17 protein-coding genes are annotated in these 23,425 nt (G+C 71.4%); 6 read left to right on the top strand and 11 right to left on the bottom strand.

Annotated elements, in window-relative coordinates; translation table 11 throughout:
- Position 1 precedes the first annotated feature (1 nt).
- Positions 2–1,486 (top strand): LCP family protein, encoded by a 1,485-nt coding sequence (locus IIE03_RS11795; protein WP_192862957.1) that lies wholly within the window; start codon positions 2–4, stop codon positions 1,484–1,486.
- 42 nt (positions 1,487–1,528) lie between these two features.
- Here IIE03_RS11795 and IIE03_RS11790 read toward each other — a convergent pair whose 3' ends face one another.
- The gene (locus IIE03_RS11790) at positions 1,529–2,011 is read right to left on the bottom strand and encodes a metallopeptidase family protein (RefSeq protein WP_318842942.1); all 483 of its coding nucleotides are present in this window, start codon (positions 2,009–2,011) and stop codon (positions 1,529–1,531) included.
- A 172-nt stretch (positions 2,012–2,183) separates the two neighbouring features.
- Here IIE03_RS11790 and IIE03_RS11785 point away from each other — a divergent pair, with 172 nt between their 5' ends.
- Positions 2,184–3,974: a DUF2142 domain-containing protein gene (locus tag IIE03_RS11785; RefSeq protein WP_192862955.1), complete on the top strand. Its 1,791-nt coding sequence runs from the start codon at positions 2,184–2,186 to the stop codon at positions 3,972–3,974.
- Between the two features lie 1,318 nt (positions 3,975–5,292).
- On the opposite strand, the gene IIE03_RS11780 is transcribed toward IIE03_RS11785, so the two are convergent.
- The 4 genes from IIE03_RS11780 to IIE03_RS11765 are packed head-to-tail and all read right to left on the bottom strand — an operon-like array spanning position 5,293 to position 10,432.
- The gene (locus IIE03_RS11780) at positions 5,293–6,984 is read right to left on the bottom strand and encodes a hypothetical protein (RefSeq protein WP_192862954.1); all 1,692 of its coding nucleotides are present in this window, start codon (positions 6,982–6,984) and stop codon (positions 5,293–5,295) included.
- Between the two features lie 9 nt (positions 6,985–6,993).
- The gene (locus tag IIE03_RS11775; RefSeq protein ID WP_318842941.1) at positions 6,994–7,977 is read right to left on the bottom strand and encodes a lysylphosphatidylglycerol synthase domain-containing protein; all 984 of its coding nucleotides are present in this window, start codon (positions 7,975–7,977) and stop codon (positions 6,994–6,996) included.
- Positions 7,974–9,194 carry a glycosyltransferase gene (locus tag IIE03_RS11770; RefSeq protein ID WP_192862953.1) on the bottom strand — a complete coding sequence of 407 codons (1,221 nt, stop codon included), beginning with the start codon at positions 9,192–9,194 and terminating at the stop codon, positions 7,974–7,976. The genes IIE03_RS11775 and IIE03_RS11770 overlap by 4 nt, the downstream gene beginning before the upstream one ends.
- Positions 9,191–10,432, bottom strand: coding sequence for a glycosyltransferase family 2 protein (locus IIE03_RS11765; RefSeq protein ID WP_225997640.1), 1,242 nt, complete (start codon positions 10,430–10,432; stop codon positions 9,191–9,193). The genes IIE03_RS11770 and IIE03_RS11765 overlap by 4 nt, the downstream gene beginning before the upstream one ends.
- Positions 10,433–10,602: 170 nt before the next feature.
- On the opposite strand from IIE03_RS11765, the gene IIE03_RS11760 reads away from it, so the two are divergent.
- Positions 10,603–10,977, top strand: a complete 375-nt coding sequence (locus tag IIE03_RS11760) for a DUF3499 domain-containing protein (protein ID WP_192862952.1) — start codon at positions 10,603–10,605, stop codon at positions 10,975–10,977.
- A 102-nt stretch (positions 10,978–11,079) separates the two neighbouring features.
- Here the strand turns inward: IIE03_RS11760 and manA are convergent, their stop codons facing one another.
- Positions 11,080–12,411 carry a mannose-6-phosphate isomerase, class I gene (manA, locus tag IIE03_RS11755; protein ID WP_318842940.1) on the bottom strand — a complete coding sequence of 444 codons (1,332 nt, stop codon included), beginning with the start codon at positions 12,409–12,411 and terminating at the stop codon, positions 11,080–11,082.
- Between the two features lie 277 nt (positions 12,412–12,688).
- Here manA and IIE03_RS11750 point away from each other — a divergent pair, with 277 nt between their 5' ends.
- The 3 genes from IIE03_RS11750 (at position 12,689) to IIE03_RS11740 (ending at position 15,790) form a co-directional block, all read left to right on the top strand.
- Positions 12,689–13,735 (top strand): hypothetical protein, encoded by a 1,047-nt coding sequence (locus tag IIE03_RS11750; RefSeq protein ID WP_192862950.1) that lies wholly within the window; start codon positions 12,689–12,691, stop codon positions 13,733–13,735.
- Between the two features lie 394 nt (positions 13,736–14,129).
- Positions 14,130–15,602, top strand: coding sequence for a phosphomannomutase/phosphoglucomutase (locus IIE03_RS11745; protein ID WP_192862949.1), 1,473 nt, complete (start codon positions 14,130–14,132; stop codon positions 15,600–15,602).
- Complete coding sequence (locus IIE03_RS11740) at positions 15,599–15,790, top strand: Trm112 family protein (RefSeq protein ID WP_192862948.1); 192 nt, start codon at positions 15,599–15,601, stop codon at positions 15,788–15,790. The genes IIE03_RS11745 and IIE03_RS11740 overlap by 4 nt, the downstream gene beginning before the upstream one ends.
- A 71-nt stretch (positions 15,791–15,861) precedes the next feature.
- Here IIE03_RS11740 and IIE03_RS11735 read toward each other — a convergent pair whose 3' ends face one another.
- The 5 genes from IIE03_RS11735 to IIE03_RS11715 form a co-directional block, all read right to left on the bottom strand.
- A complete protein-coding gene (locus tag IIE03_RS11735) occupies positions 15,862–17,997 on the bottom strand; it encodes an acyltransferase family protein (protein WP_225997639.1) in 2,136 nt (711 codons plus the stop codon).
- 87 nt (positions 17,998–18,084) lie between these two features.
- The gene (locus IIE03_RS11730; RefSeq protein WP_192862946.1) at positions 18,085–19,251 is read right to left on the bottom strand and encodes a hypothetical protein; all 1,167 of its coding nucleotides are present in this window, start codon (positions 19,249–19,251) and stop codon (positions 18,085–18,087) included.
- A 157-nt stretch (positions 19,252–19,408) separates the two neighbouring features.
- A complete protein-coding gene (locus IIE03_RS11725; RefSeq protein WP_192862945.1) occupies positions 19,409–21,151 on the bottom strand; it encodes a glycosyltransferase in 1,743 nt (580 codons plus the stop codon).
- Positions 21,148–22,260 (bottom strand): glycosyltransferase, encoded by a 1,113-nt coding sequence (locus tag IIE03_RS11720; RefSeq protein WP_192862944.1) that lies wholly within the window; start codon positions 22,258–22,260, stop codon positions 21,148–21,150. The genes IIE03_RS11725 and IIE03_RS11720 overlap by 4 nt, the downstream gene beginning before the upstream one ends.
- Positions 22,257–23,381, bottom strand: a complete 1,125-nt coding sequence (locus tag IIE03_RS11715) for a polysaccharide pyruvyl transferase family protein (RefSeq protein ID WP_192862943.1) — start codon at positions 23,379–23,381, stop codon at positions 22,257–22,259. The genes IIE03_RS11720 and IIE03_RS11715 overlap by 4 nt, the downstream gene beginning before the upstream one ends.
- Positions 23,382–23,425 lie beyond the last annotated feature (44 nt).

Raw genomic sequence — 23,425 nt, 5'->3', positions numbered from 1 at the left:
CATGCCAGATCCCACGACCGACGACGACGCCACCCGGGTGAACGAGGACGCCCGGGTCGCGCCGCCGATCCCGCCGAGCTTCACGCCGCAGCAGGCGGGGGACCGGCCGGGTTCCGACGGGGCGATCGCCGTCGGCGACGGGGCGCAACCGGCCGCACGCCCGGAGCCACCGGCGGGCAGGCCACGCCCTCTTGCGGAGACGCCCGGAAGCGGCGTGCCCGTGGGCGAGCGAACCAGCGAGCCGCGTATCAAACGACAGTCCTCCCGGGAGGTCCCAGTGTCCGGTGGCAAGAACCCACCGCCAGTCCCACCGCGTTCCGTGCCGCCGCGGGGCGCTCAGCCGCCCCAGGCCATCCCGCCGCGCCGCGCCACGGGACGCGCGTCGGGTCTGAACGCGGCGCCCGTGCCGCAGCAGCGGCAGCCCAGTTCCGTGCACGCCACCCAGCGTCCGCCCGCGCCGATGCGACCGCAGCCGCCCGGTGGCGGGCAGCGGCCCCCGGCCGGGTACGGCCAGGCCCGGCCGGCACCGCGCCCCGGTCGTTCCCGCCGGAAGGGTCGGGGCAAGCTCATCGCGACGCTTGTCGTGCTCGCCCTCCTGGCCTGGCCCGTCGGCCTGCTGATCTGGGCGAACGGGAAGATCCAGCACGTCGACGCGCTGTCCGGCGCAGCCGGTACCCCCGGGACCACCTACCTGATCGCCGGCTCCGACGCCCGGGGCTCCGGCGGGATCAACGACGCCACCACCGGCGCCCGGACCGACACGATCCTTCTGCTGCACCAGCCCGCCTCCGGCCCCACGGCGCTCATCTCGTTGCCCCGCGACACCTACGCGCAGATCCCGGGCGTCGGCGGGCAGAAGCTGAACGCCGCGTACGCGTTCGGCGGGCCGGAACTTCTCGTGCAGACCGTCGAGGAGCTCAGCGGTCTCACGATCGACCACTACGCCGAGGTCGGGTTCGGCGGGGTGAGCGACATCGTCGACGCCGTCGGGGGCGTGGAACTGTGCTACGACCGTCCCGTCGACGACTGGCGCTCCAAGATGCAGTGGACGCCCGGCTGCCACGAGGTGAACGGTGAGGAGGCGCTCGCGTTCTCCCGCATGCGGTACTCCGACCCCGAGGGCGACATCGGCCGGGCCAAGCGCCAGCGTCAGGTGATCGGCAAGGTCGGACAGGCGATCAAGGACCCCGCCGTCCTGCTGAACCCCGTCAGCCAGGTGTCCCTCGCGAACGCCGGCCTCGGCTCGCTCGTCGTCGATCAGGACACCGGCGTGATCGACCTGGCGTTCCTCGCGCTGCGGTTCCAGGCCGCGAACGGCGAGGACGGCGTCACCGGCACGCCGCCGATCGCGAGCCTCGGCTACAACCCGGGCAACGGCGCCGGCTCCACGGTGCTGCTCGGCCCCGAGGACGCGGTGGCCCAGTTCTGGGCCGACCTGCGCGACGGCAACCTCGAACCGGGTGAGGTCAACTCCCTCACCCAGTAGGCGCCCGTCCTCACGCGGTGGACACCCGTCGCGACCCCCACTTCAGCGCTCGCCGAAGTGGGGGTCGATCTCTTCCGGGGCCCGGGCGAGCAGGTGCGCCACCTGCTCCACGATGACGTCGCGGACCAGGTCCGCCCGGTCGTCCTCGTCGTGGGAGCGGGCCTCGATCGGGCGGCGGTACGCCACCACGCGCGCCGGCTGACCGGCCTCGGCCGGGAAGGACCGGCCCAGCGGCACGCCGCTGCCCTCCCAGGGGGCAGGGTCCGACGGCGGCACGTCCTCCACGGCGAACTGCGTCCCGCTCAGCGCCTTGCCCCAGCGCCGGTCGAGGGACTGCGCGACGTCGAGCACGAGGTCGTCGAACACCTCCGCCCGGGTGCGGTGGGCGGGAGAGCCGGGCGGGAAGAGCGGGCCGCGCAGGCCGCGGCCGCGCCGGTCGCGCCGCCGCGGCGTGCGCCGGGGCGCGTTCCGGAGGGAGCCGTCCGAGCCGTCCGATGCTGCGGGGGGAGAGGACTTCGAGACCACGGCACGACAATACGTCCCCGTGGGCGAGGCTTCGGACAGGCTCGGCCGCCGTCGTCGATCGCTCGCGGGCGTTCTCCTCGAGGGCATTCCCGCCGCGGGCGTTTCCCCCGATGAGGGCGCCGGCGGGCAGGAACTGGGTGAGGGCTCTCTGTGGTTGCCATACCCTGATCCCGTGCGTGACGACACCGCCCTGGCGCGCTATCGGTTCGCCCTCGCTCTCATCACGGCCCTTGTTGCCGCCTCCGCCACCTGCTGGGCGGTGCTGACCCCCGCGTTCCGGGCCCCCGACGAGGTCCAGCACCTCAACAGCACGCTCCGCCTCGCCTACGGCGGGGGCTGGCCGGCGCCCGGCGAGGCGCTCGTGAGCCCGGGGGTCGACGCCGCCCGGGACGAGGCCGCCCTCGACACGGACGTTCCCGGCCGGTACCTCGACCGGGACGACAAGGACCAGTACGTGGACGTGCCGCCGACACCCGACGACGAGCGGACGATCGTCGGGCCGGGCAACGCCCTGGCCGACATCGTGGCACCCGGCACGGACACGAGCACCTGGGACGTCGAGGAGATCGATCAGATGACCCAGCACCCGCCGCTGTACTACGCGGTGGCGGCGGGGTGGCTGCACCTGACGGGGCTCGTCGAGGCGCGCTGGGACCACCAGGTCCTGGCGCTGCGCCTGCTCGACGTGCTGCTGTTCACGCCCGTGCCGCTGCTCGCGGCCGGCGCGGCGCGGCTGGTCACCGGATCTCGGGCGGCCGCGCTGGTGGCGGCGTCGTTCCCGCTGCTCCTCCCGCAGATCGGGCACATCATGGGGAGCGTCACGAACGACGCCCTGGTGGTGCTCACCGGCGCCGCCGCGGCGTACCTCTGCGCCCGGGTGGTGAGCGGGGACCCGCGGCGGAGGACCGCGCTGATCCTCGGGGTCGTGGTCGGCGTGGGGCTCCTGACCAAGGTGATGGCGGCGTTCACGGTGCCGGTCGTGGTGGTGGCGTATCTCCTGACGGTGTCCGGGCAAGGCCGAGGGCGGCGGGCGTGGCTGATGCTGCTGGCTCTCGGGGTGGCGTTCGCTCTGGGCGGGTGGTGGTGGCTGCGGAACCTGATGGAGTTCGGGGCCGTGCAGCCCGTCGGGATCCCCGAGCGGTTCGAGCCGGTGGAGGACCGGGGGCCGTGGTACTTCGTCAGTACGACGGTGCGGCACCTGACCTGGTCGTTCTTCGGGAGCTTCGGGCTGCTCGACGTGCGGGTGCCCGACGGCGTGTACTGGACCGGCGCCATCGTGCTCGCCGCTCTGTGCGTCGTGGCCCTGCTGCGCGTGCCGGGCCGGAGGACGCTCGCGGTGCTCCTGCTGCAGGCCGCGCTGCTCTGGTGCGCCGTCGTGGCGAACGCCTGGCCCCGGTTCGCCGAGACGGGCTGGGTCGTCGCCGTTCAGGGCCGCTACATGTTCGGCGCGATCGTCGGCCTGATGGCCGGAGCGGCGGCCGGCTTGTGGGTGCTCACCACGGTGCGCCGGAGCACCGAGGGGCGGTGGACGCTGACCGATCTGCGGCGAGCCGGTGCCGCGGCGGGAGCGCGCACCGTCCGGGCAGACGGCGTACGGCGGGACGCTCAGGTGCCGCTCGACGACCCCGGTTCGGCCGACGGCGCCGGGCGGGGTGGTGCCTGGCTGGTGCCGCTGGTCGTCATGGGCGGAACCGCCGTCTCCGCCGCGGCGATGCTGTTCGCCCTCCGCGGGTTCTACCGCGGGCCGGGGGAGAACCTCGGTGCGGCGCTCGAACGATGGGCCGGCTGGAGCCCGCTCGACGGGCCTCAGCTCGCGGCGTGGTTCGTCGTCGCTGCCCTGGTCGCCGCGGCGACCGTCGTCGCCGGCGTGCGGTACGCGCGCAGCGTCAGCACGGTCGCCCCCACCGCGGACACCACCGCCAGGACGCCCACGGCCGCGGCGGGCACCACCGGTTCGGAGTAGAGCCCGGCCTCCGCCGGCGTGGAGAGCTCCACACCGAGCCACACCACGAGGTCGGCCAGGGTGACACCCACCCAGACGGGCACGAGCAGCCGGGGCCGCATCGCCAGCCCGGCGGCGACGCCGAGGAAGAGTGGCAGGGCCACCGGCAGGAAGTAGCGCGGATAGACCCCGCCGCTGCTCGCGGCGTACAGGACCTGCATCACGACGGCGGTACCCGCGGCGGCCCAGGGCAGCGCCGCGAGCAGTATGCGGTCGGTGGGGTGCACCTGGCCTGGCCGGTTCGCCGGGCGGTACCGGAGGCGCTGCAGCACGGCGAGGAACAGCGGGACCCAGACCAGCAGCACCGCCGTCACGACCAGCGTCGTCATCGGGTGGAGCGTGCGCGGGGGGAGACGGCCCGCCCACCAGAACAGATCCGGCAGCCGCGCCCACGTGACCGGGTCGATCAGCACCGCCCACACCGGCCGCTCCACCCGGTTCTGGTTCTCGAGCGCCCAGTCGAAGTGGGAGCCCTGGATGTTGCCGGTGAGGGCCACGTTCCGCGCGTAGAACCAGCCGGCCGCGGCCAGCGCCGTCGCCGGCCCGCCCACGGCGAGCCACACCGCCGGGCCCCACCGGCCCCGGCCCTGTGTCGCTCGCACCACCCCGGCCAGCACCGCGACCGCGGCCACGACGACGGCGATGACCGCGGTCGACAGCCGGGTCAGGGCACAACCCGCCGCCAGGAGGCAGAGAGCGACCACGAGCCGTGCGTCGAGCCCGCGCCGGATCGCCGTCGCACTCACGCCGTACATCGTCGTGACCAGGACGGCCGCCAGCAGGTCGTTGTACCCCGAACCGCCCACGTGTGCGACGGCGGCCGCGAGCCCGGCCACGAGCGCGACGAGCGGCGGCAGAGGGCTTCCCGGCCGGCACAAGCGGCGCGCGCTCCACCAGGCGACGCCCACGAACAAGCCCGCCAGCAGCGTGTTCACCGCCCGCGCGGCGTAGACGGCGGCCACGGGGTGGCCGGCGTCGGCCAGCGGCCCGACCAGCGGCGCGACGAGCAGGTAGTAGAGGGGCGGGTGCTGCGCCGTCCACTGCACGGGGGCGAGCCAGGCGCCCTCGGGCCTCAGCTCCAGGCCCTCCTCGAAGACGGGGAGCTCGCCGTGCCACACCTGGTAGGCGTAGTCCATGTGCGGCGGCTCGTCGCCCGTGGCGTAGGGCGGGTCGCTGAGCAGCACGGTCAGCGACAGCAGGATCGCCGTGAGCACCGTCGCGGCGACACCCAGGTGCTCGCGCCGGCGGGGGTCGGACATGGCCCGGACGAGGGTGCGGATCACGCCGTCAGCATACGGGCGGCGCGATCCCGCGCCGCGGGTGCGGCGGTGCTGCCCCGGACCACCTGCCACGTCACGCCCGCCGCCGCGGCCACCCCCGCCGCCACGATCGCGACGAGCACCCAGGGCGGCCACGGGTACCAGTACGCGACCGCTGAGAGCGCGCGGCCCCACGCCGCCCAGCCGGACCCGTCCTCGGGCATCCAGTACAGGATCCAGGTGTTGTACTGGAAGGCCGTGTGCAGGCCGAGCGCGAGCACGAGCACGCCGGCCGGCACCCAGCGGCGCCAGGCCGGCCACAGCACCGCGGCCCCGGCGAGCGCGACGAGCACCACCCCGGCGAAGCCGGTGTAGAGGTAGCGGCCCTGCTGAGCCGCGGTGATGTCCTGGAACGCGGCGAACTGCTCCCAGGAGCCCCGGGCCACGATCGCCCCGAGCATCGGCATACCGGCGAGGAGCACCACGGCGGTCCCCCGCGGTACCGTCCGCCGCAGCAGGGCCGCGACGATCCCCGCGGCGACGAGCACGAGCGCGACCCGTGCGGCCCACCAGGAGACGTCGTGCGCCTCGGCCACGGCATGGTCCTGCACGAAGAACGTGGTCACGAAGCGCTCCAGCATGCGCCCGAGCCAGAGGTCGCCGCCGTCGGACCAGCCGTAGACGGGGGTGAGGTCGGGCACCTCCGTCCGGTAGCCGTGCGGCTGGATCGCCCCGTACAACACCAGGTTGCGGACCCACCAGGCGGCGCCGGGCAGTGTCGCGGCGGCCGCGATCGCCAGCGAACCGATCGCAAGCCCGCGCCGGCCGCGCGCCCGGTACGCCGCCACACCGTACGCGAGCGCGATCCACGCGGGGAACATCAGGGCGAACCCCTTGGTGAGCAGGGCAGCACTCGTGACGACGCCGACAGCCAGCGCCGTGCGCCGGGACAGGTCGCCCGTCATCACCCGCACCAGCAGGTAGGTGAGCGCGGTGCCGAGCAGGACGAGCATGTTGTCGTTGTTGACCGCCGAGTACAGGTGCTCCATCTCCGGCACGGCGATCGGCGCGAGCGCGGCGGCGACGGGCAGCGGTTCCGGCAGCCTCAGCCGGCGGGCCGACGCCCACAGCAGCAGCGGTATGGGCGCCGCGAGCAGGGCGTTCAGCGAGCGCAGCCAGAGCCACACCTGGTCCATCGGAGCCGTGGTCCAGTCCGGCACGACGTGCAGTGCGGCGGCGCCGAGCAGGTAGTACAGCGGCGGATGCTGGACCAGCTGGTTCGGAACGGGCTCGGCGGTGCCGTCCGCGCGCTCCGGTTGCCATGGCTCCAGGCCGCCGCTGCCGGCGAACGAGGGGCGCTCGCCGCGGGGCGGCGCGGGTTCCCGCTCGTCGGCGCCGGCGCCCTCCACGCGGTCGGCCAGGGCCAGGTGGTCGGAGAAGAGGCGGTCGGCCACGAGGAAATGGCCGGCCGTGACGCCGCTGGCGACGAAGACGGTGCCCGGGTCGGGCCACGGCCAGGCCGTGCCCTGCTCCACCTGGACGATCAGGTCGACGTGCTTCAGCTCGTCGGGGGAGCGGACGTTCGGGAAGACGGCGGTCTGCGCGAGCATCACGGCGACGTGCAGCACCGTGATCAGCCAGACGACGACAGGAACGGCCCGCACGGGTGCCGTCGCTCTCGTGGCGGCGTCTCGGAGTTGCTCGCGGTTCACGGCAGAAGATTATCGGTCCGGATCATGGTGCCCGGGTGATCCTCGAAATCGCCCGGAGGTGCGCCGCACCCCGTGTCGCGCCAGGAGCAGCCCGGCCCCCGCCAGGACGCCGTCGACCACCGTCAGGACGACCCGGCTGACCAGGACCGCGAGCGGTGCCGCGACGCCCGGGAGCGAACCGGCCAGGACGCCGGCGAGGACGATCTCGCGCACGCCCGCGCCGGCCGGCGCGATCACGACGAGGAACCCCACCGTCCAGGCGAGCGCCCAGCCGCCGACGGCCAGCGCGAACGTCCGGCCCGACGGCGTCATGCCCAGCCCCGTGGCCAGCACCCAGGTCTGCGTCCCGGCGACGAGCCAGCCCGCCACCGACCACGACGTCGTCGTCGCCAGGCCGCCCCAGCTCAGCGGACGGGCGAGCGGTTCGCGCCCGCCGACACGCAGGGCGAGGCCGATCAGGCGGTTGAGCACGGGAGGCAGGAGGACGACGGCGATCGCGGGCGTGACCCACACGACCCAGCCCCACGCGCCGAGCGCACCGGCCGAGACGAACGGGAGCGCGGCGGCGCCGACGGCGGCGCCCGATACCACCGAGACCAGCACCGCTATCGCCATCGAGGCCACCGATCGGTGCCGGGGGATGCTGTGGTCGGCCCCGATCTCCGCCGCGGCGACCACGTTCCACACCCCGCCCGGCAGGTACTTGCCGAGCTGGCTGAGCCCGAACACGCTCACGGCGTCGCGCAGGGAGAGCCGTGATCCGAGGTCCGCCAGCACGGCCCGCCACGCGATCAGCGTGCACCACACGTACACGAACCCGAGGACGACGACGGCGGTGAGCGTGCCGACGGACAGCATCGCCGCCGCCTCGGCGAGCTGCTCGCGCGCGTCGACGACGTACCAGACGGCGAGCCCGACTGCGACGACGAGGAACCCCCACCGCACGGCGGGCGACCGCAGGACGCGGGCGGCCTCGGCCAGGAACTGCTTCACGACCGCCCACCATCCGCTTCCCGGGTGCCGGCGCTGCCCGGCGTCTCGATCACGTCACCGCCGTGTGGTGGGGCGACGTCCTCGTGACCGGGCACGGAGTTCCCCCGACCACGCCTCGCCCGCTGGGAGCGAGGGTGCGTCAGGAGCTCGGCGAGTGGGGTCACCACCGCTTTCGGGCGGATCGCGTCGCGGCCCTTTGCCGCCCGGTCCCGCGCGGTGGTGAGGCGGGACGGGTCCGTGAGGTCTGTGAGGGTCTTCGCGAGGGCCCGGGGGTCGGCCGGCGGGACGAGTTCGGCGACGTCGCCGACGGCGCGGCGCTGCGGCGGCGTGTCGGAGGTGACGACGACGCACCCCGCCGCCAGCCCCTGGTAGACCTTGTTCGGCACGACGCGCAGCCCCTTCGGGGTGTCGCTGAAGATGCCGAGGCAGACGTCGTGGCCGGCGACGAGCGCGGGCAGCTCGGCGGGTTCGACCCAGTCGCGCCAGGTGATGCCCGGTGTGTCCGCGAGGACCCCGCGCGCGGCGGCCAGGTCCTGCCCGGCCCCGACCATCGTCACGCGGAGGTCCGCCCCGGAGGCGACGGCGTCCCGGACCGCCTCGGCGATCACCCGGGTCCCCTGGAGCGGCGTGTACAACCCGAAGAAGACGACCCGCAGGCTGCGGTCCGCCGCGGCTCCGCCGGCCGACGCGTCGAACCACGCGGTCGGGGCGCCCACCAGGACCGTGACGCCTTTGGACCGGTCCGGGAGCATGGCGCGGTGCTCGTCCGTGTCCGTGATCACCACGTCCGCGCAGCCCGTCGCCACGCGGTCCAGCGCGTTCAGGAGCCGCACGCGCAGGCCGGCGGCGCCGCGGTCGGCGGCCGTGTCCCCGGCGAAGATCAGGTGGTCGAGGAGGATGACGGACCGGGGGAACAACATCCGCGCCAGGACCACGTCGAAGTGCCCCATGTAGCCCACGAGCACGGCGTCGGGACGCCCGCGGGTGCGGCGCAGCCGCACCACGCCGGCCACGAGTCCCGCCCAGCACGCCAGCAGGCGGACCACCAGGAGCGGCAGTCGCCACGGCTGCTGCAGCATGCGCACCCGCTCGGCGGTGGAGAACCCGAGCGGGCGGTTCAGCTCCGTGACCTCGGCCCCGTGGGCGCGCAGGCCGGCGACGAGGACGGCGACGCGGGGGTGGCGTTCGGCGTCGTACGTGCCGAACGTCAGGATCACGACAGACCCGCCGGTTCCTCGGCGCGGCCGCCGGCCGTGTCGCGGAGCACCTCGGATCGCCCGGCCTTGAGGGCGGGACGCCTGCCCGGCCGGGCCCCGGTCGATGCGCCCGCGCCGTCGCCCGGCGGGGTCGGGCGGCCGGTGTCGGGCTCGCCGTTCGCGGACGGTTCGTCCGGCACGGCGGTTCCGGCCGACGCATCCGCCACATCCCGCTCGGAGGATGCCACCTCTCCCGCGTGCGAACCGGACGCCGAAGCAGCTGCCGCACCCGGCCCCGCCTCCGTCGTCGTCCCCGCGACACGTCCGTACTGGACCTCCTTGAGGCGCTCCAGCGTGTCCTCCATCAGTGTGCGGTTCGTCTTCTGCAGGTCCGCGATCACCAGCAGCGCGAACGAGAGCAGCGCCCCCACCAGCATCGACGAGCCCAGGATCAGGGACTGGATGTGCTGGCCCGCCTGGCCGAGCATCAGCAGCACCAGGTACCGGCCGAACGGGATCAGGCAGCCCAGGCCGAAGATGACCCCGAGCGTCACGAACACCGTGTGCGGCTTGTACATCAGGTACGACCGCGTGATCGCCTGGCCCGACTTGCGGATGTGCTGCCACATGCTGGAGAACAGGCGCGACTCGCGGGTCTTCGGGTTCGTGGTGACCGGGACGCTCGCGATCCGCAGGCGCTTGTTGCCGGCCTGGATGATCGTCTCCATGCAGTAGCTGAACTGCGTGACCACGTTCAGGCGCATCAGCGACGCGCGGGAGTAGGCGCGGAACCCGCTGGCGGCGTCGGGCAGGTCGGTCTCGGCGGCGAAGTTGACCACCTCGCTGCCCACCTTCTGCAGCGCCTTCTTCAGCGGGGAGAAGTGCTCGATCGTGGCGGTCTGCCGGTCGGCGATCGCGATGTCCGCCTCGCCGCTGACCACCGGCGCGACCAGGTCGCCGATGCGCTCCTGCGGGTACTGGTTGTCGCCGTCGGTGTTCACGACGATGTCGGCACCGTGGCGCAGCGCGTAGTCGATGCCGTCACGGAAGGACCGGGCCAGGCCCATGGTGCGGGCGTGGTGCACGAAGTGCCGCACGCCGAGGCGGCGCGCCACCTCCACCGTGCCGTCGGTGGACCCGTCGTCGATGACCAGGATCTCGACCTCGTCGATCCCCGGGATCTCGCGGGGGATCGTGGCGAGCACGAGCGGGAGCGTCTCCGCCTCGTTGAGGCAGGGAATCTGCACGAACAGCTTCATGGGGAGGGACTTCCGCCTCGGGGCTGGGGCGCTTCCATGGTACTGAGCGGCCGGGGGAGCGGGGAGCACCGGGCCGGTGGGCGCTGTGGAGGTGCTGTGTTCGGCACATCGGCCGGACCGGCTCGGCGTGTTCGTGACATTGCTCCCGGTCAGCGGCGTACCCTCAGCGGGTGAGATCGGTGAGACAGTGCTCGAGGTCCGCATGCACCAACGCAGCGGTCGCGACGCTCACGTATGTGTACGCGGACTCGACGGCGGTGCTGGGTCCGCTCGCGCACCTCGCCGAGCCCCATAGCTACGACCTGTGCTCCGAGCACGCCGAGGGCCTGACCGCGCCCCGCGGCTGGGAGGTGGTCCGGCTCGTCCCGGAGTTCCCCGCGGAGCCCGCGCCGTCGCCCGACGACCTGTCCGCGCTGGCCGACGCCGTCCGCGAGGCCGGCCGTCCGCGCAGGCCGACGGAGGACGCGAAGGAGACGCCGACCGAACCGGGCGTCACGGAGACGGCCCGCCGCGGCCACCTGAGGGTGCTGCGCGCGGAGGAGTAGGCGGGCCGCTGGTCGGTCGTCCCGTGAATGATCGGCAGATCGAACGATCGCTCGCTCACGCAAGGACCGACCATGCGCCCGGGCGCCGACCTGCGCGGCGGCCTACGGGACCCAGGCGCAGACGACGTGGCCCGTGCCCGTGAGCGTCAGCGCGCCCGCCGCGTCCGGGACGAAGGCCGAGGCGCCCCGCGCCAGTCGCGTCGTCGCGCCGTTGCCGCAGGTCAGGGTCGTCTCGCCATCGAGGCAGAGAACGATCCGGGGGCCGTCGTCGGGTAGCTCGACGTTCTCACTCGGGTCGACGTCGGCCAGCGTCAGCGCGAACTCCGGGACCGGCGCCCGGTACGTCTGCACCTGACCCCGGCCGCCCGACGTCGCCACCTCCGGCAGCACCGGCGGCCGCGCCGCGAACGACGCGCACTCCACCAGCGCCGTCGCGTCGACCAGCTTGCTCGTCAAGCCCGCCCGCAACACGTTGTCCGACGACGCCATGACCTCCACACCCACCCCCGACAGGTAGGCGTGCAGCTCGCCGGCCGGGGTGAACAACGCCTCTCCGGGCTCCAGCGTGAAGCGGTTCATCAGGAGCGACGCGATCGCCCCCGGATCGCCGGGATGCTGATCCGCCAGATCCACGACGGTACGGTCCGCGCGCTCGAACGGGGACCCCGCTGCCAGGCGCTCGCGGACGGAGTCGACGGTCCGCTCGATGTCGGCCCGGCAGCCCGTGTCCTGCCGGGCCCGGATGAGCACGTCGAACGCGGCCCGCATCCCCGTGGCCGAGCGGTCGGCGCGGAGCGCGCCCACGACGTCGTCGACCAGCTTGCCGCCGAGACCGTCCAGGAGGCTGAGCGCGGCGCGAGTGCCGCGCAGGCCCGCGAGCCCTTCGAACTGCGTGAGCGCGACGAGCATCTCGGGCTTGTGCTGGTCGTCGTGGAAGGAGCGCTTCGGCGATCCCGCCGGGAGACCGAGCCGGTTCTCGCGGTTGAAGCCCTCGCGTGCGGTGTGCGGCTTCGGGTGGACCTGGAGCGAGAGCGCGCGGCGCGCGGCCAGCACCTTGAGCAGGTACGGCAGGCGCGGACCGAACTCGTCGGCGACGCGCTTGCCGAGCATGGCGTCGGGGGCCGAGCGGATGAGGGCGTGCAGGGTGACGCCGTCGTCGGCCACCGGATCGCCCGAGGGCACCGGATCGCCCGGGCGGCCGGCGGAGTCGCGGGCGCCGGCAGGGCTGGGCGCGCCGTCGCCGGAGGCCGGGTCGGCGGGATCGCCGGCCGGGTAGGCGCGCGACGGGGCGCTCGGGTGCGCGCCGAGCCACAGCTCGGCGTGCGGCGTGCCGTCCGGCTCGGCGCCGAGCAGACGGGGGATGGCGTCGTAGGCCCCCCAGTCGTACGTCTGGACCGTGTTCCTCAGACGGAGAGGGGCGTCGGTGGGTCGCACCCGGGCGAGTTTATCGGGCGTGGCGGACACGGGTGTGTCGGGGCTGAGGAGGGGAGGTGACGGCTGGTCGGACGACGACGGGGTGGCGGTGGACGACACAGCGCTGTATGCGGCATCGTCGTAGCGGCACGATAAGCGTGGTGGTCGTGCGCAGGAGAAGTCGCTGATGGCTGGCCGCTGTCCCTCGACTTCACCCGCTGATCGGGTAATTTCCTCCGAATTGAGTAAGTATGGTCCAGGATCTGTGTGGTGCCGAAACAGCCTGTAAGGAGAAGCCATGCCTGGTAAGTTCCCACGCCGTGGCATTGTCAGCGGTCTCTGCCTGGGCCTGATGGCCACAGGAGCGCTGGCGACGGCTGTGCCAACGCAGGCGGACGCACCTGACGGATCGTTCCGCGGCGTCGTGACGTCGATGGATGGCTCTTCGGAGTCGGCGAGCCCATCGAAGACGAGCCTGGTGGTGACACCGCACCCAGATGACGAGTTCGAGATGTGGTCGCTCATCGAGGGGTCGACGGACAACTACAAGGTGTTCCTGGTGACCACGAGGGGCGAGCAGACGGGGGCCTGTCGGCCTGAGACGACCGCCGATTGGTTGCAGGAAGAACTCGGCGAGGTGCCCCCCACGCCGACTCCGCAGGGAAGGTGGACCACGTCGTGCTCGGATGCCCGCATGAACTCGATGCTGGGCTTCTTGACTGCGATGTCCGAGCATGACCCGAGCGTTCCCGGCGATTGGAGCGAATCGCGTGACATCGGGCCGTTCCCGGCCGAAGGAGTTGACGTGTGCCGCGACGACAACGGCACGCAGGTCTGCACCGCGGCGCAGCGGACGGCGCGTGTCTGGTTGGACCAGCAGGGGCGCGGCGCGGTGGTCAGCTGGGATCTGGGAGACGGCGATCTCACCGCCGCCGAGGCAGACTGGGCGATCAGGACCACACTGGCGGAGCGTGACGCGCTCGGCCTCCCGGTGCAAGATGTGCACAACGCTCTCGGTGGCTTCTCGAACACAGGTCAGTACGACTGCCACGTGTACGCGCACAACGATCACCGCGCGGTGCACGTCGCGCTCTGGTCCGGTTCGTACGGGATCCGATATCACGCCGGCGCCACCTGCGCCGATGACCCGTCGATGAGTCGCGAGGAAACGGTCACCGCCGCGTCCGCAGACGCTGCATTCGAGGTCGGGGCGGGCGGCGAGCGGATCGGGGCCTTTGCCAGGCACTACGGCTGGCTCCACCTCTCCTACTACCGGCTCGACCGGAGCGGCCAGGACCAGGTGTTCCACACCCACCAGAAGTTCTGGATCCGCCGCAACGGTTGACTGGTTCGATGTGTCGTATCGCCGTCTGGTCGCACGGGGGAGATCGATGCTGAGGCCAGTAATTGAGCCTGGGCCGTACATCCCATGAACCCTTGTAGCCCGCGGGCAGTCGATGGCCGAGCGCGGCCTCCACGGCCTGCCGGTCGAAGCCTTCGTCGTGTCCGTGTTCGGCTGGTATCAACGCCGGCAGCGCGTCGACCTGAGCGTGCCCCGTCGTCATCAAGCCGAACGGCAATCACCGCTCTGACGCGATCAGAACGACCCAGCGGCACGCCGTGCCGGCGCCACGAGGCCGACGGCTCACCTCGTCGTGCGGGAGCATGACAGTGGTGGGCTCCGCGACGACGCCTTCGCGCGGACCGCATGACGTCTACCCGACCAGTACCCTTGCCATGTGTCGATCGACCTCACCCAGATCATCAAGGCCTACGACGTCCGCGGCACCGTGCCGGACCAGCTCTCGCCCGACGTGGCGCGCGCCATCGGGGCGGCGTTCGCGCGGGTCGTGGTGCTGCCCGCCCAGGACGGGCGGACCGGCAGCGACGAGGCCCGCCCCGGCGTCGTCGTCGGCCACGACATGCGGAACTCCGGGCCCGAACTCGTCGCCGCCTTCGCCGAGGGACTGACCACGGCCGGGGCCGACGTCGTCCGCATCGGGCTGTGCTCGACCGACGGCCTCTACCACGCCTCCGGCGTGCTGGACCTCCCCGGCGCGATGTTCACCGCGAGCCACAACCCGGCCGAGTACAACGGCATCAAGCTGTGCCGCGCCGGGGCCGCCCCCGTCGGACAGGAGACCGGCCTGGCCGAGGTCCGGGAGCTGGCCCAGCGCTACCTGGACGGCGAGGCTCCGGAGCCCGCCGCCGAGCCCGGCACGGTCACGGACCGCGACATGCTCGGCGACTACGCGGCCTTCCTGCGCGGCCTCGTCGACCTGTCCGGCGTACGGTCGCTCAAGGTGGTGGTCGACGCCGGCAACGGCATGGGCGGGCACACCGTCCCGGCCGTGCTCGGCACCGGCGTCGGCCTGCCGGAGCTGCCGCTGGAGATCGTGCCGTTGTACTTCGAGCTGGACGGCTCCTTCCCGAACCACGAGGCGAACCCGCTCGAGCCCAAGAACCTGCTGGACCTGCAGGCCGCCGTGGTGGCGAACCAGGCGGACATCGGCCTCGCGTTCGACGGCGACGCCGATCGCTGCTTCGTCGTGGACGAGAAGGGCGCCCCGGTCTCGCCGTCGGCCATCACGGCGCTGGTGGGGCTGCGCGAGGTGGAGAAGGAGAAGGCCGAGGGCCGCGACTCGATCGTGATCCACAACCTCATCACCTCCCGCGCGGTGCCGGACTTCCTCACCGCGGCGGGTGCCGCCACCGTCCGCACGCGCGTGGGCCACTCCTTCATCAAGGCGCAGATGGCCGAGCACAAGGCCGTCTTCGGCGGCGAGCACAGCGCCCACTACTACTTCCGCGACTTCTTCTTCGCGGACACCGGCATGCTCGCCGCGATGCACGTGCTCGCCGCACTCGGCACGCAGGAGCATCCGCTGAGCGCCCTGGGTGAGATGTACGAGCCGTACGTGGCGTCGGGCGAGATCAACTCGCGGGTGACGGACGTGCCGGCGGCACGGGCGCGTGTCTACGAGGCGTACGTGACGCAGGAGGGCGCGGGCTCGGTCGAGGTCGACGAGCTGGACGGGCTCACGGTGTCCCACTGGGACGGCCACCCGCAGTGGTGGTTCAACCTGCGCGCCTCGAACACCGAGCCGCTGCTGCGGCTCAACGTGGAGGCCGCGGACGCCGACATCATGGAGAAGGTGCGCGACGACGTGCTGTCGCTCGTGCGCGCGCAGGATCCGGAGCAGGAGGCGTGAGCGGCACGGGGTTGCCCCCCTGGGTGCGTGAGATCCTGCGCTGCCCCGTCACCGGCGCCATTCTTGTGGACGGCGAGGGTCCGGTCGGGGAGCCCGAGTTGCACTCGACCGATCCGGTGCGCCCGCTCGCGTACCCGGTCCGGGACGGGATCCCCGTGCTGTTGGAGGCCGACGCACGCAGCCTGTGACGGCGCGTAGGGTCCGCGACCACATGGAGGTCGCGGACCCTACGCATCAAGCCGACCAGACGCCTGTCCGGTCAGGCGCTCTTCCGGAGGGCGCGCCGGATCTCCTCGACGAGGTAGGTTCCCAGGCTTCGTCCCCAGCTCGCGGTGACGTGTCCCCCGGCGTCGCGGTAGACGACGACGTTGCCGATCACGGAGGGACATTCCTCCGCGGTGCAGTAGAAGTCCGCCAGGTCGACCCTTATCGCACCGTCCACCTGCTTTGCGGCCTCGAAGGGGAGATCGGGCTCTGCGAGCGCCACGCTGCGCGGGGTGGGACAGGTTCCCTCCGACGCCCGGAACGTCACAGCCTGCACGCACTCGACGTGCTCGTCGGCGGGGTCGGGGTTGTCCGCCACCACGACGACCCGTGAACCGGCGGCGATCGCCTCCTGGTAGAGCGGGATGTACTCGCCGAGTGCGCCGAGGTCACCGCCGCGGCGGGCGGTTGCGATGACGATGTCGAACTCCCCCGAGGCAATGCGGTCCTTGATCATGGGCATGTTGCGCGCGCAGTTGCCGCTGCTCGGGTCGGGCGCCTCTCGCCAGACACACCCGTTGCCGACCAGGGGCGTGAGGTGCCAGTTCAGGTCCTCGAGGTGTGGCTTCAGCATCGGCGTGAGCAGAGCGGCGTGGCTGTCGCCCACGACGGCGACTTTGGTGGCGTCAGGCGCCGTGCTGCCCATGGGACAGTCCTTCAGAGGCTTGCCCTTGGTCGCGTAGCAGGAGAAGGCTCCCTTGGTGTCCGCAGGAGCGTCGACAGGAAGCGGGACGACATCGTCCCCGACGTTCAGCTCTGGGCAGTCGTGCCGGGGGTCGAGCGCCGCCGCGCCGTAGCAGTCGGAGAGGTCTGCTTCGGTCGCGCCTATGGCCACCGGGGCTTTCACCGCGAACTGTTGCGGCTCCGTGCGCTGGATGACGGTGTTCGTCGCCGCCGTCGCGAGCACGATGGCCGCAACGACGGCGGCGCTCTTGTACCAGCCGGGAGCCGGGCCGAGCAGGCGACGGCGGGCCGTCGAGGCATGCCGAACGAAGCCAGGGGCTTTGCCCTCCGTCCACTTGAACCAGTCGGCAGACCGAGCCGGGCTCTCCACGTACCGGTAGGACAAGGCGGACAACAGGACGGTCAGCGCCAGCGCTGCGCCGTAGTAGCTGCCTTGCCCGCCGGGGAAGACCACCACGAGCAGGACGACGACGGGCCAGTGCCAGAGGTACAGGCTGTAGGAGATCTCGCCCAGGTACTGGCTCATCCGGTTGGTGAGGATCGGGTTGTGCGTGGGCCCGCTCTCGCCCGCCGCGATGACGGCCGCTGTTGCCAGCGTCGGCAGGAGGGCCCAGGGCGCGGGGAACCCAGGAGACTCGGCCACCAGGAAGACGGCCGCCACGATACCGGCGAGGCCGGCCCAGGCGAGTGCTCGACGAGCCGCGGCCGACGCGATGCGTACCCAGGGTGAGACGACCGCGAGGACGGCGCCGAGTGCGAGTTCCCATGTCCGGGACAACGTCGAGAAGTAGGCATAGGTCGGGTTCGCGGTGGTCTCCCACATCGCATACGCGAAGGAGCCGACCAGGATGAGGCCGACCGCCGTCCCGGCCACGGCCCGGGCGTGCTCCCGCCGCCAGCGCAGGAACCGTACGCCGAACAGGAGCAGGCCGAGTAGCAGCCACGGCCAGACCATGTAGTACTGCTCCTCGACGGCGAGGGACCAGTAGTGCTGGAGTGGTGAAGGAGGTAGGTCCTGCTGGAAGTAGTCGGTCCCGGCCTCCGCGAACCGCCAGTTGCCGAGGAACAGCGCAGAGGTGATCGCGTCACCGACGACCGATCTGAAGCGTTCGCTGCCTACCAGGAGGAATGTCGCGCACACCGTGGAGAGCAGCACCAGTAGCGCGACGGGCATGATCCGCTTGATCCGGCGCATATAGAACTTCGTGAACGACACGGTACCGGTGCGCTCGTACTCCCGTAGCAGCAGGCCGGTGATCAGGTAGCCCGAGATGACGAAGAAGACGTCGACGCCGACGAAGCCGCCGCGCGGCCAGGCGAGGAGGTGGTCGGCGACGACGACGGTCACCGCGACCGCGCGAAGGCCTTGGATGTCGGCCCGAAACGGGGCCGACTTGGCGCTCGGTGGGTTCGTCGAGGGCGCTCGGGTGTCTGTCGGCGATGCCATGGTGGAGCTCACGGTGTTCTTTCCACGTGGTGGGAGACGAGAAGCCAGATGGGCAGGACGTGGTTCCGGCCCGGAACGCGACTGCGGTCAGCGCGGGTCCAGTCGGCGCTTCACGCGCTGGGCCAGGCCGGCGGCGAGATCCTTCGCCGGCACATCCTGCAGCAACCGGTCCGTGTCCACGGTCGCGGGCGGAGCAGGCGCGGCGTCCTGCGGTTCTTGGCGGCGCTGCGTCGTGTGCGACGCATCCCATCCGGTGGCGGACGCGAAGAGGCCGGAGAGCGCCTCGAGTGCGATGTCAGAAGGGATGGTCTCAGGGAGAACGCTGGGTTCTTCCTCGACGGAGGTGCCGATTCGGCTGAGTTCGGCGAGATCGCCGATCACGCGAGCTCCGGACGCCCGCACGGACTCCGCGAGTTGCTCACCGATTTCGGCTGCGGCTTCGAGAGCCCAGCGTGGGGTCCCGATCTTGGCCTCGTCGGGTCCGGGCACGCGAGCCTGTACCAGTCGCGAGACGGCGCCGTTGAAGACGAGCCGACGGTGGTCGGAGCGCGAGGTCTTCCACTCCTTGAAGAGGCGGCGGTTGAGCTGGACGATGAGTGCCGCCTCGACGGTGGACAAGCCGCGGTTGGCGCCGGCGCCCTTGACGGGGACGTTTGTCAGGAGCCCGGCAGGCACGCCGAGCATCTCCTCGAGGGTGTCCAGCAGACGATCCGGGTGGGACTTCTCGAGGACAACGACGGTCAAGTTCTCCTGCCCGAGTACCTCTGCCCAACGCCCTGGAAGGTCGTAGCCATCGTCCTGATGGAGACCCGGGCTCAACATGGCAGCCGGCTCGGCGCTGTCGAACACCTTCCTCAGGAACTGGTGGTACGTGTGGGTCCGGCCCGACTTGATGTTCTGCTGCCAGACGGACGGCGCGAGCTGGCCGAGGTTCCGCAGCACCAGTAGTCCGTGGGTCGGTCTCCCGACGCCCTCCACGGTCCGGCGCGCACCGGAGATCCCCGTCCAGCAGATCGCCTCGTGGCTGAGCAGTACTCGCTTGTCGCCGGCGGCGTCGATCTCTTCCTTGACGGTGTTCCACCATCGCGGGAACGGGCCCGGGTCGGGGAGATGCCTCAGCGGCGTGCGGGTCAGCCATGAAGCTGCTTTGATGTGGTTGACGCCCTTGCCGGGGTAGAGCACCCCGTGCTCCAGGAGGTCGTCCCGCGCCGCCTGAGCTGCACGCTGGATCGCGGTGGATCCGGACTTGGGCATCCCGATGTGGATGAGTCTGCTCCGCTCCGGGAGCAAAAGGTCCGGCTCTACTGTGTCCGGGTGGTTTGTCATCTCATTTCCTTCAAAGGGCTCGCTTGACCGCGCGAATCGACTCGACGCCATCGATCGACGGGACCGTATCAGTTGCGTCCCGAATTCAGGACCACAGCATTCTGCGCACCGTCCTCCGGGCTGCGCGAGCGGCCCGGCGCGGAACGGTGCGCACCTGCTGCATCAGACCCGGGTTGATGTGAACCTGGCGGTTCGTGCCGCTGCGAAAAGCCCGTGCGGAGTCCGGGTCACGCGCCACCGCCACCGGCACGACGACGTCAATCGTCCCCAGCGGGTGTCCTAGCCGCAGCCTGATGAACGCGCGTCCCGCGGGCAGTGAGGAGACCGGAGCCACAGCGGTGACGAGACCGCTGCGAGGGTCCAGGTCGATCTCGCCGAACGGCCGCCACACGGAGCCCTGAGCCGCACCCGCAGCGATCGTCGTGATCGGCTCGGCCGAGCGGACCGTCGCGCTGAGCGCGGCGCGACCGTTGGTCACACTGAGCCGGGCATCGGTGACAGCCAGCGACGGTCCTGAGAGTACGGCGAACACCGTCGCTGGGTCGCCCGTCAGCGCGGCCAGAACGAGCTCCTGGACGGCCGCCGGTTGCCAGTGCCGGATGCTGTCCGGGTACGTTCTGCGGAGCAGGTCGGCGTGCGCCGCGAGGTTCTCCGCAGTGCTTTCGTCCGTGTCTTCGGCGCTGGTGAGGCGCAGGAGAACCGTGGTGAGTGCCCGCCGGTAGTCGGTGGCGTCGGCCGGAGCGTCCGAGCCGTCCGTGACCGATGGGAAGGACGGGATGGTGTCGCTGATCAGGACGGCCTCAGGCTCGGTTGCCAGGCGTGCGGCCTCCGTCCATCGTCCGGCGCGGGCCAGCGACCAGGTCCATCGCGCCAGGGCATCGAGCCTGCCGACGGCGTCGGCAGGGAAGCGGGCGATGAGCTGATCGACTAGATCGGTGAGTTCGTCGAGCTGCGCGGCGCATTGGTCGTCGCTCTCTTCAACCGTCCCGAGGCCCGTCAGGAAGTTCTGCAGGTGGACCCAGCCGTCGCGAACCAGGACCAGCCGTTCGTACTCGCGGTCGAGCCGTTCGTCGCCGACAGCTGCCAGAAGGTCGCTCGAGCCGAGTTCCTGGCGTAGGTAGGAGCCGAACCCGGCTATGCCCGCGGCGCGGGCGCTCATCGACGTGGCGCCCGGCCGGTTGCGGTAGAGGTAGACGGTCTCCGGGAGGACGGAGATGCTGCGTGCGGCAACAAGCGCCTGTGTCATGGGCACGACGTCGTTGGAGCGGGGGACGGTGGGGAACCGGATATCCTCGCGGGTCCAGAAATCCCTGCGGAACAGCCGGTTCCAGCAGGCGCGGTTGCGGATCAGGGACGGCTGCTCGGTCAAGGTCGTGGCACGGCGCCGTTCCGCCCAGGCCGGCCAGTTCGCGGTCGGATGCCATGTTCGTGTCGTGTAGAACTTCAGGAAGCCGCCTACGACCATGTCGGCATCGTCCTCGCGGGCGGCGGTCAGCATCGACTCGTACGAGCGGCGGGGCACGAGGTCATCGCCGTCGGCGAAGGCGATGTAGTCGCCGCGGGCGAGTCGCACACCATGGTTGCGGGCGTCCGCGCCACCGACGCCCGGGTTGCGGAGAAGGCGCACCCGCGGGTCGCGCCGCGCGACGGCACTGACGACCTCCCACGTGTCGTCAGTGGACGCGTCATCGATGACGATGACCTCGTGATCGACATCCTGGTCCGAGAGAATGGACGCCAGGCAGTCCGCGACCCACGGTGCGACGTTGTGCACGGGGACGATCACGGAGACGTCGGGGGTGGCCGGTGGGATTGCTTCGTCGTTCACCGCAGCACCTGGTTCGTCGGAGTGTCTCGCGGGGCAGCCGCGGGCAGGGCGTCGAGGACGGCCAGGAAGTCACGGGACATGGCCCACGGTGTGTATTCCCGGGCGAACCGCGCGGCGGATTCCGATGCGGTAGCCGTGGCGGTGCGAGCCTCGACGAGAGCGTCGGCGAGATTGGCGGCCTGGTCGCCGTCGGCCCGGTAGGTGCGGACCCAGTCCTCGCCCTCGTAGACCGCGGAGAGCGTCGAGGAGCCCGGAATGACCACAGGCGTGCCGAAGGACGCCGCGAGCAGTGCACTGCCGGAGTTGAGGATCCGTTGGTACGGGAGCGCCACGATGTCCGTCGCACGCAACCAGAGGCCGAGTTCCTCATCCGGGACGAACGCCAGGTGCTCCACCACCGGGACCGATGCCGGCAGCAACTTCTCGAGGAGTGGAGCGTCCTCGGCGCTCACTCGCCCGGCCAGCAGCAGAGCGAGGTCGGGCATCCGTTGAGCCGCCGCCTCGATCGCGGCGCAGAGCACATCCACCCCCTTGTACGGCCGGATCTGACCGATGAATCCGACGACATATGCGTCCTCGGGCACACCGAGCTCAGCGCGGGCCTGCTCCGTGGTCCACCCGTCCGGGTAGACGCCGGCGTAGCTGGAATGACGAACGGTGACGAGCTTCTCCGGCGGGATGCGATAGGAGGTGCTGACGGCGGCGGCGGTGTGCTCGTGCAGCTGGACGACGACGGTCGCGTGCTCTGCCAGGGCCTGCCCGATCTGCTTCTCGACATCCGGGAACCGGGCATCGTGCGCGAGTTCGTTGTGCACGGTCCACAGCACGTGGGCGCCCCGCGAACGTAGGCCCGCGAGGGCGCCACGAAACCGCTCCAGGCGGGCGAGTGCCTCGGCGTCCGTCTCACAGCCCGCGAGCACCGGACTCGTCCAGTGCACGTGTGCGACGTCTCCGGCGACCAAGCCCTCCGCATGATGCTCGAAGCCCTGCAGGGACGTGGTCCCCTGGAAGTTCCACCCGTCGGCCTCGGCCGCGAGGTAGAGCATGGTCAGGTACGGATTCGAGACCCAGCGCGGAAATACGAGGAAAGCGCGGCCGCCGTCGGTCATGCGTTCGCGGTGGCGCGGACCGCGTGACGGACGTGGTTGACCAGGTCCTGCATGTGCTGGTCGGTGTCCTTGCGAATTCGCTCGAGGTCTTCCGGGGCCGGGGTGGTGCGCTCCTCGAACTTCGTGACGAGGTTCGGGTCCGTGAAGCTGGAGAGGTTGCCGTCAAGGCCGATTCGCCTCATGAAGTTCACGTTCTTGTTGGTCGCGATCATGACGATGGACGGGACGCCGTACATCGTCGCGACCACGGTGCCGTGGAACTTCATGCTGGCAAAGGCGGTGCACTCGCCGATCGACCGGCTGAGCTCGTCGAGGTCCTCGGTGTACACGAGCTCCTTGCCTGGCACGTCGAGGTCCTCGGCGTTGGCCACGTCGCGGCGGCCAACCTCCATGGTGCCCAGGACGATGTGGCGGATGCGCCAGCCCTTCGCGCTGGCGTGCCGGGCGAGCTCCTGGATACGAGTGTAGTCGTCGGGCTCGTCCAGGTTCGGGCGCTGTCGCGTGGCGATCCCCAGGATGGGTGCGCCCTCGGGCTTGTGTGCCTCGGGAAGATTCAATGAGCAGACCATGTCGGGTGCGACGAGGACCTCGCGCTTCGGCTGGATGTGCTTCCGGATCCACTGCGCGGCCTGGTCGTCGCGGACACCGATGCGCTTCACGTTCGGGTGCTGGAGGAAGGTCGTGTGCTTCCGCATGGCGAACTCCGACATCGGCTTGGCGTTCTTGTACTGGGGCACGCCGATGCCGACGACGAACACCGGCTTCTTCAGGAACGCGTGGTTGAAGTACCGGGGGTCGGAGTTCCACGACTGCAGGATGTCGCCGCCACCGATCACGATCGCGTCGACCTCCTTGACGATCTCCTCGACGGGGCGGGAGTAGAAGGGCTTCTTGTGCAGGTCGGCGAGGACCCGAAGCTCGAACTCCTCCCCGAAGTACTGCTTGTACACCTCGAGGAACAGCTCGTCCCCGTAGTTTCCCGCGCCGAAGAAGCCGGCGATCCCGAGAACGGGGCGCCCGTTCCGGTTCCGCTTCACGGTGCGCCGGATGCGCTCGCGAATGCCTTGGGGCAGTGCGCGCGCGACCGAACTCAGGACGGGGTTGGCGGGAGTTGAAGGCATCTCGAGGGCTCCTGTGCTTGGAATGCTCCGGGATTCGTTCGTCG

Source organism: Myceligenerans pegani (assembly GCF_014892515.1).
Classification (GTDB): Bacteria; Actinomycetota; Actinomycetes; order Actinomycetales; family Cellulomonadaceae; genus Myceligenerans; species Myceligenerans pegani.
The sequence above is the reverse complement of the archived record's forward strand: the minus strand, read 5'-3'. Positions and strand labels throughout refer to the sequence as shown.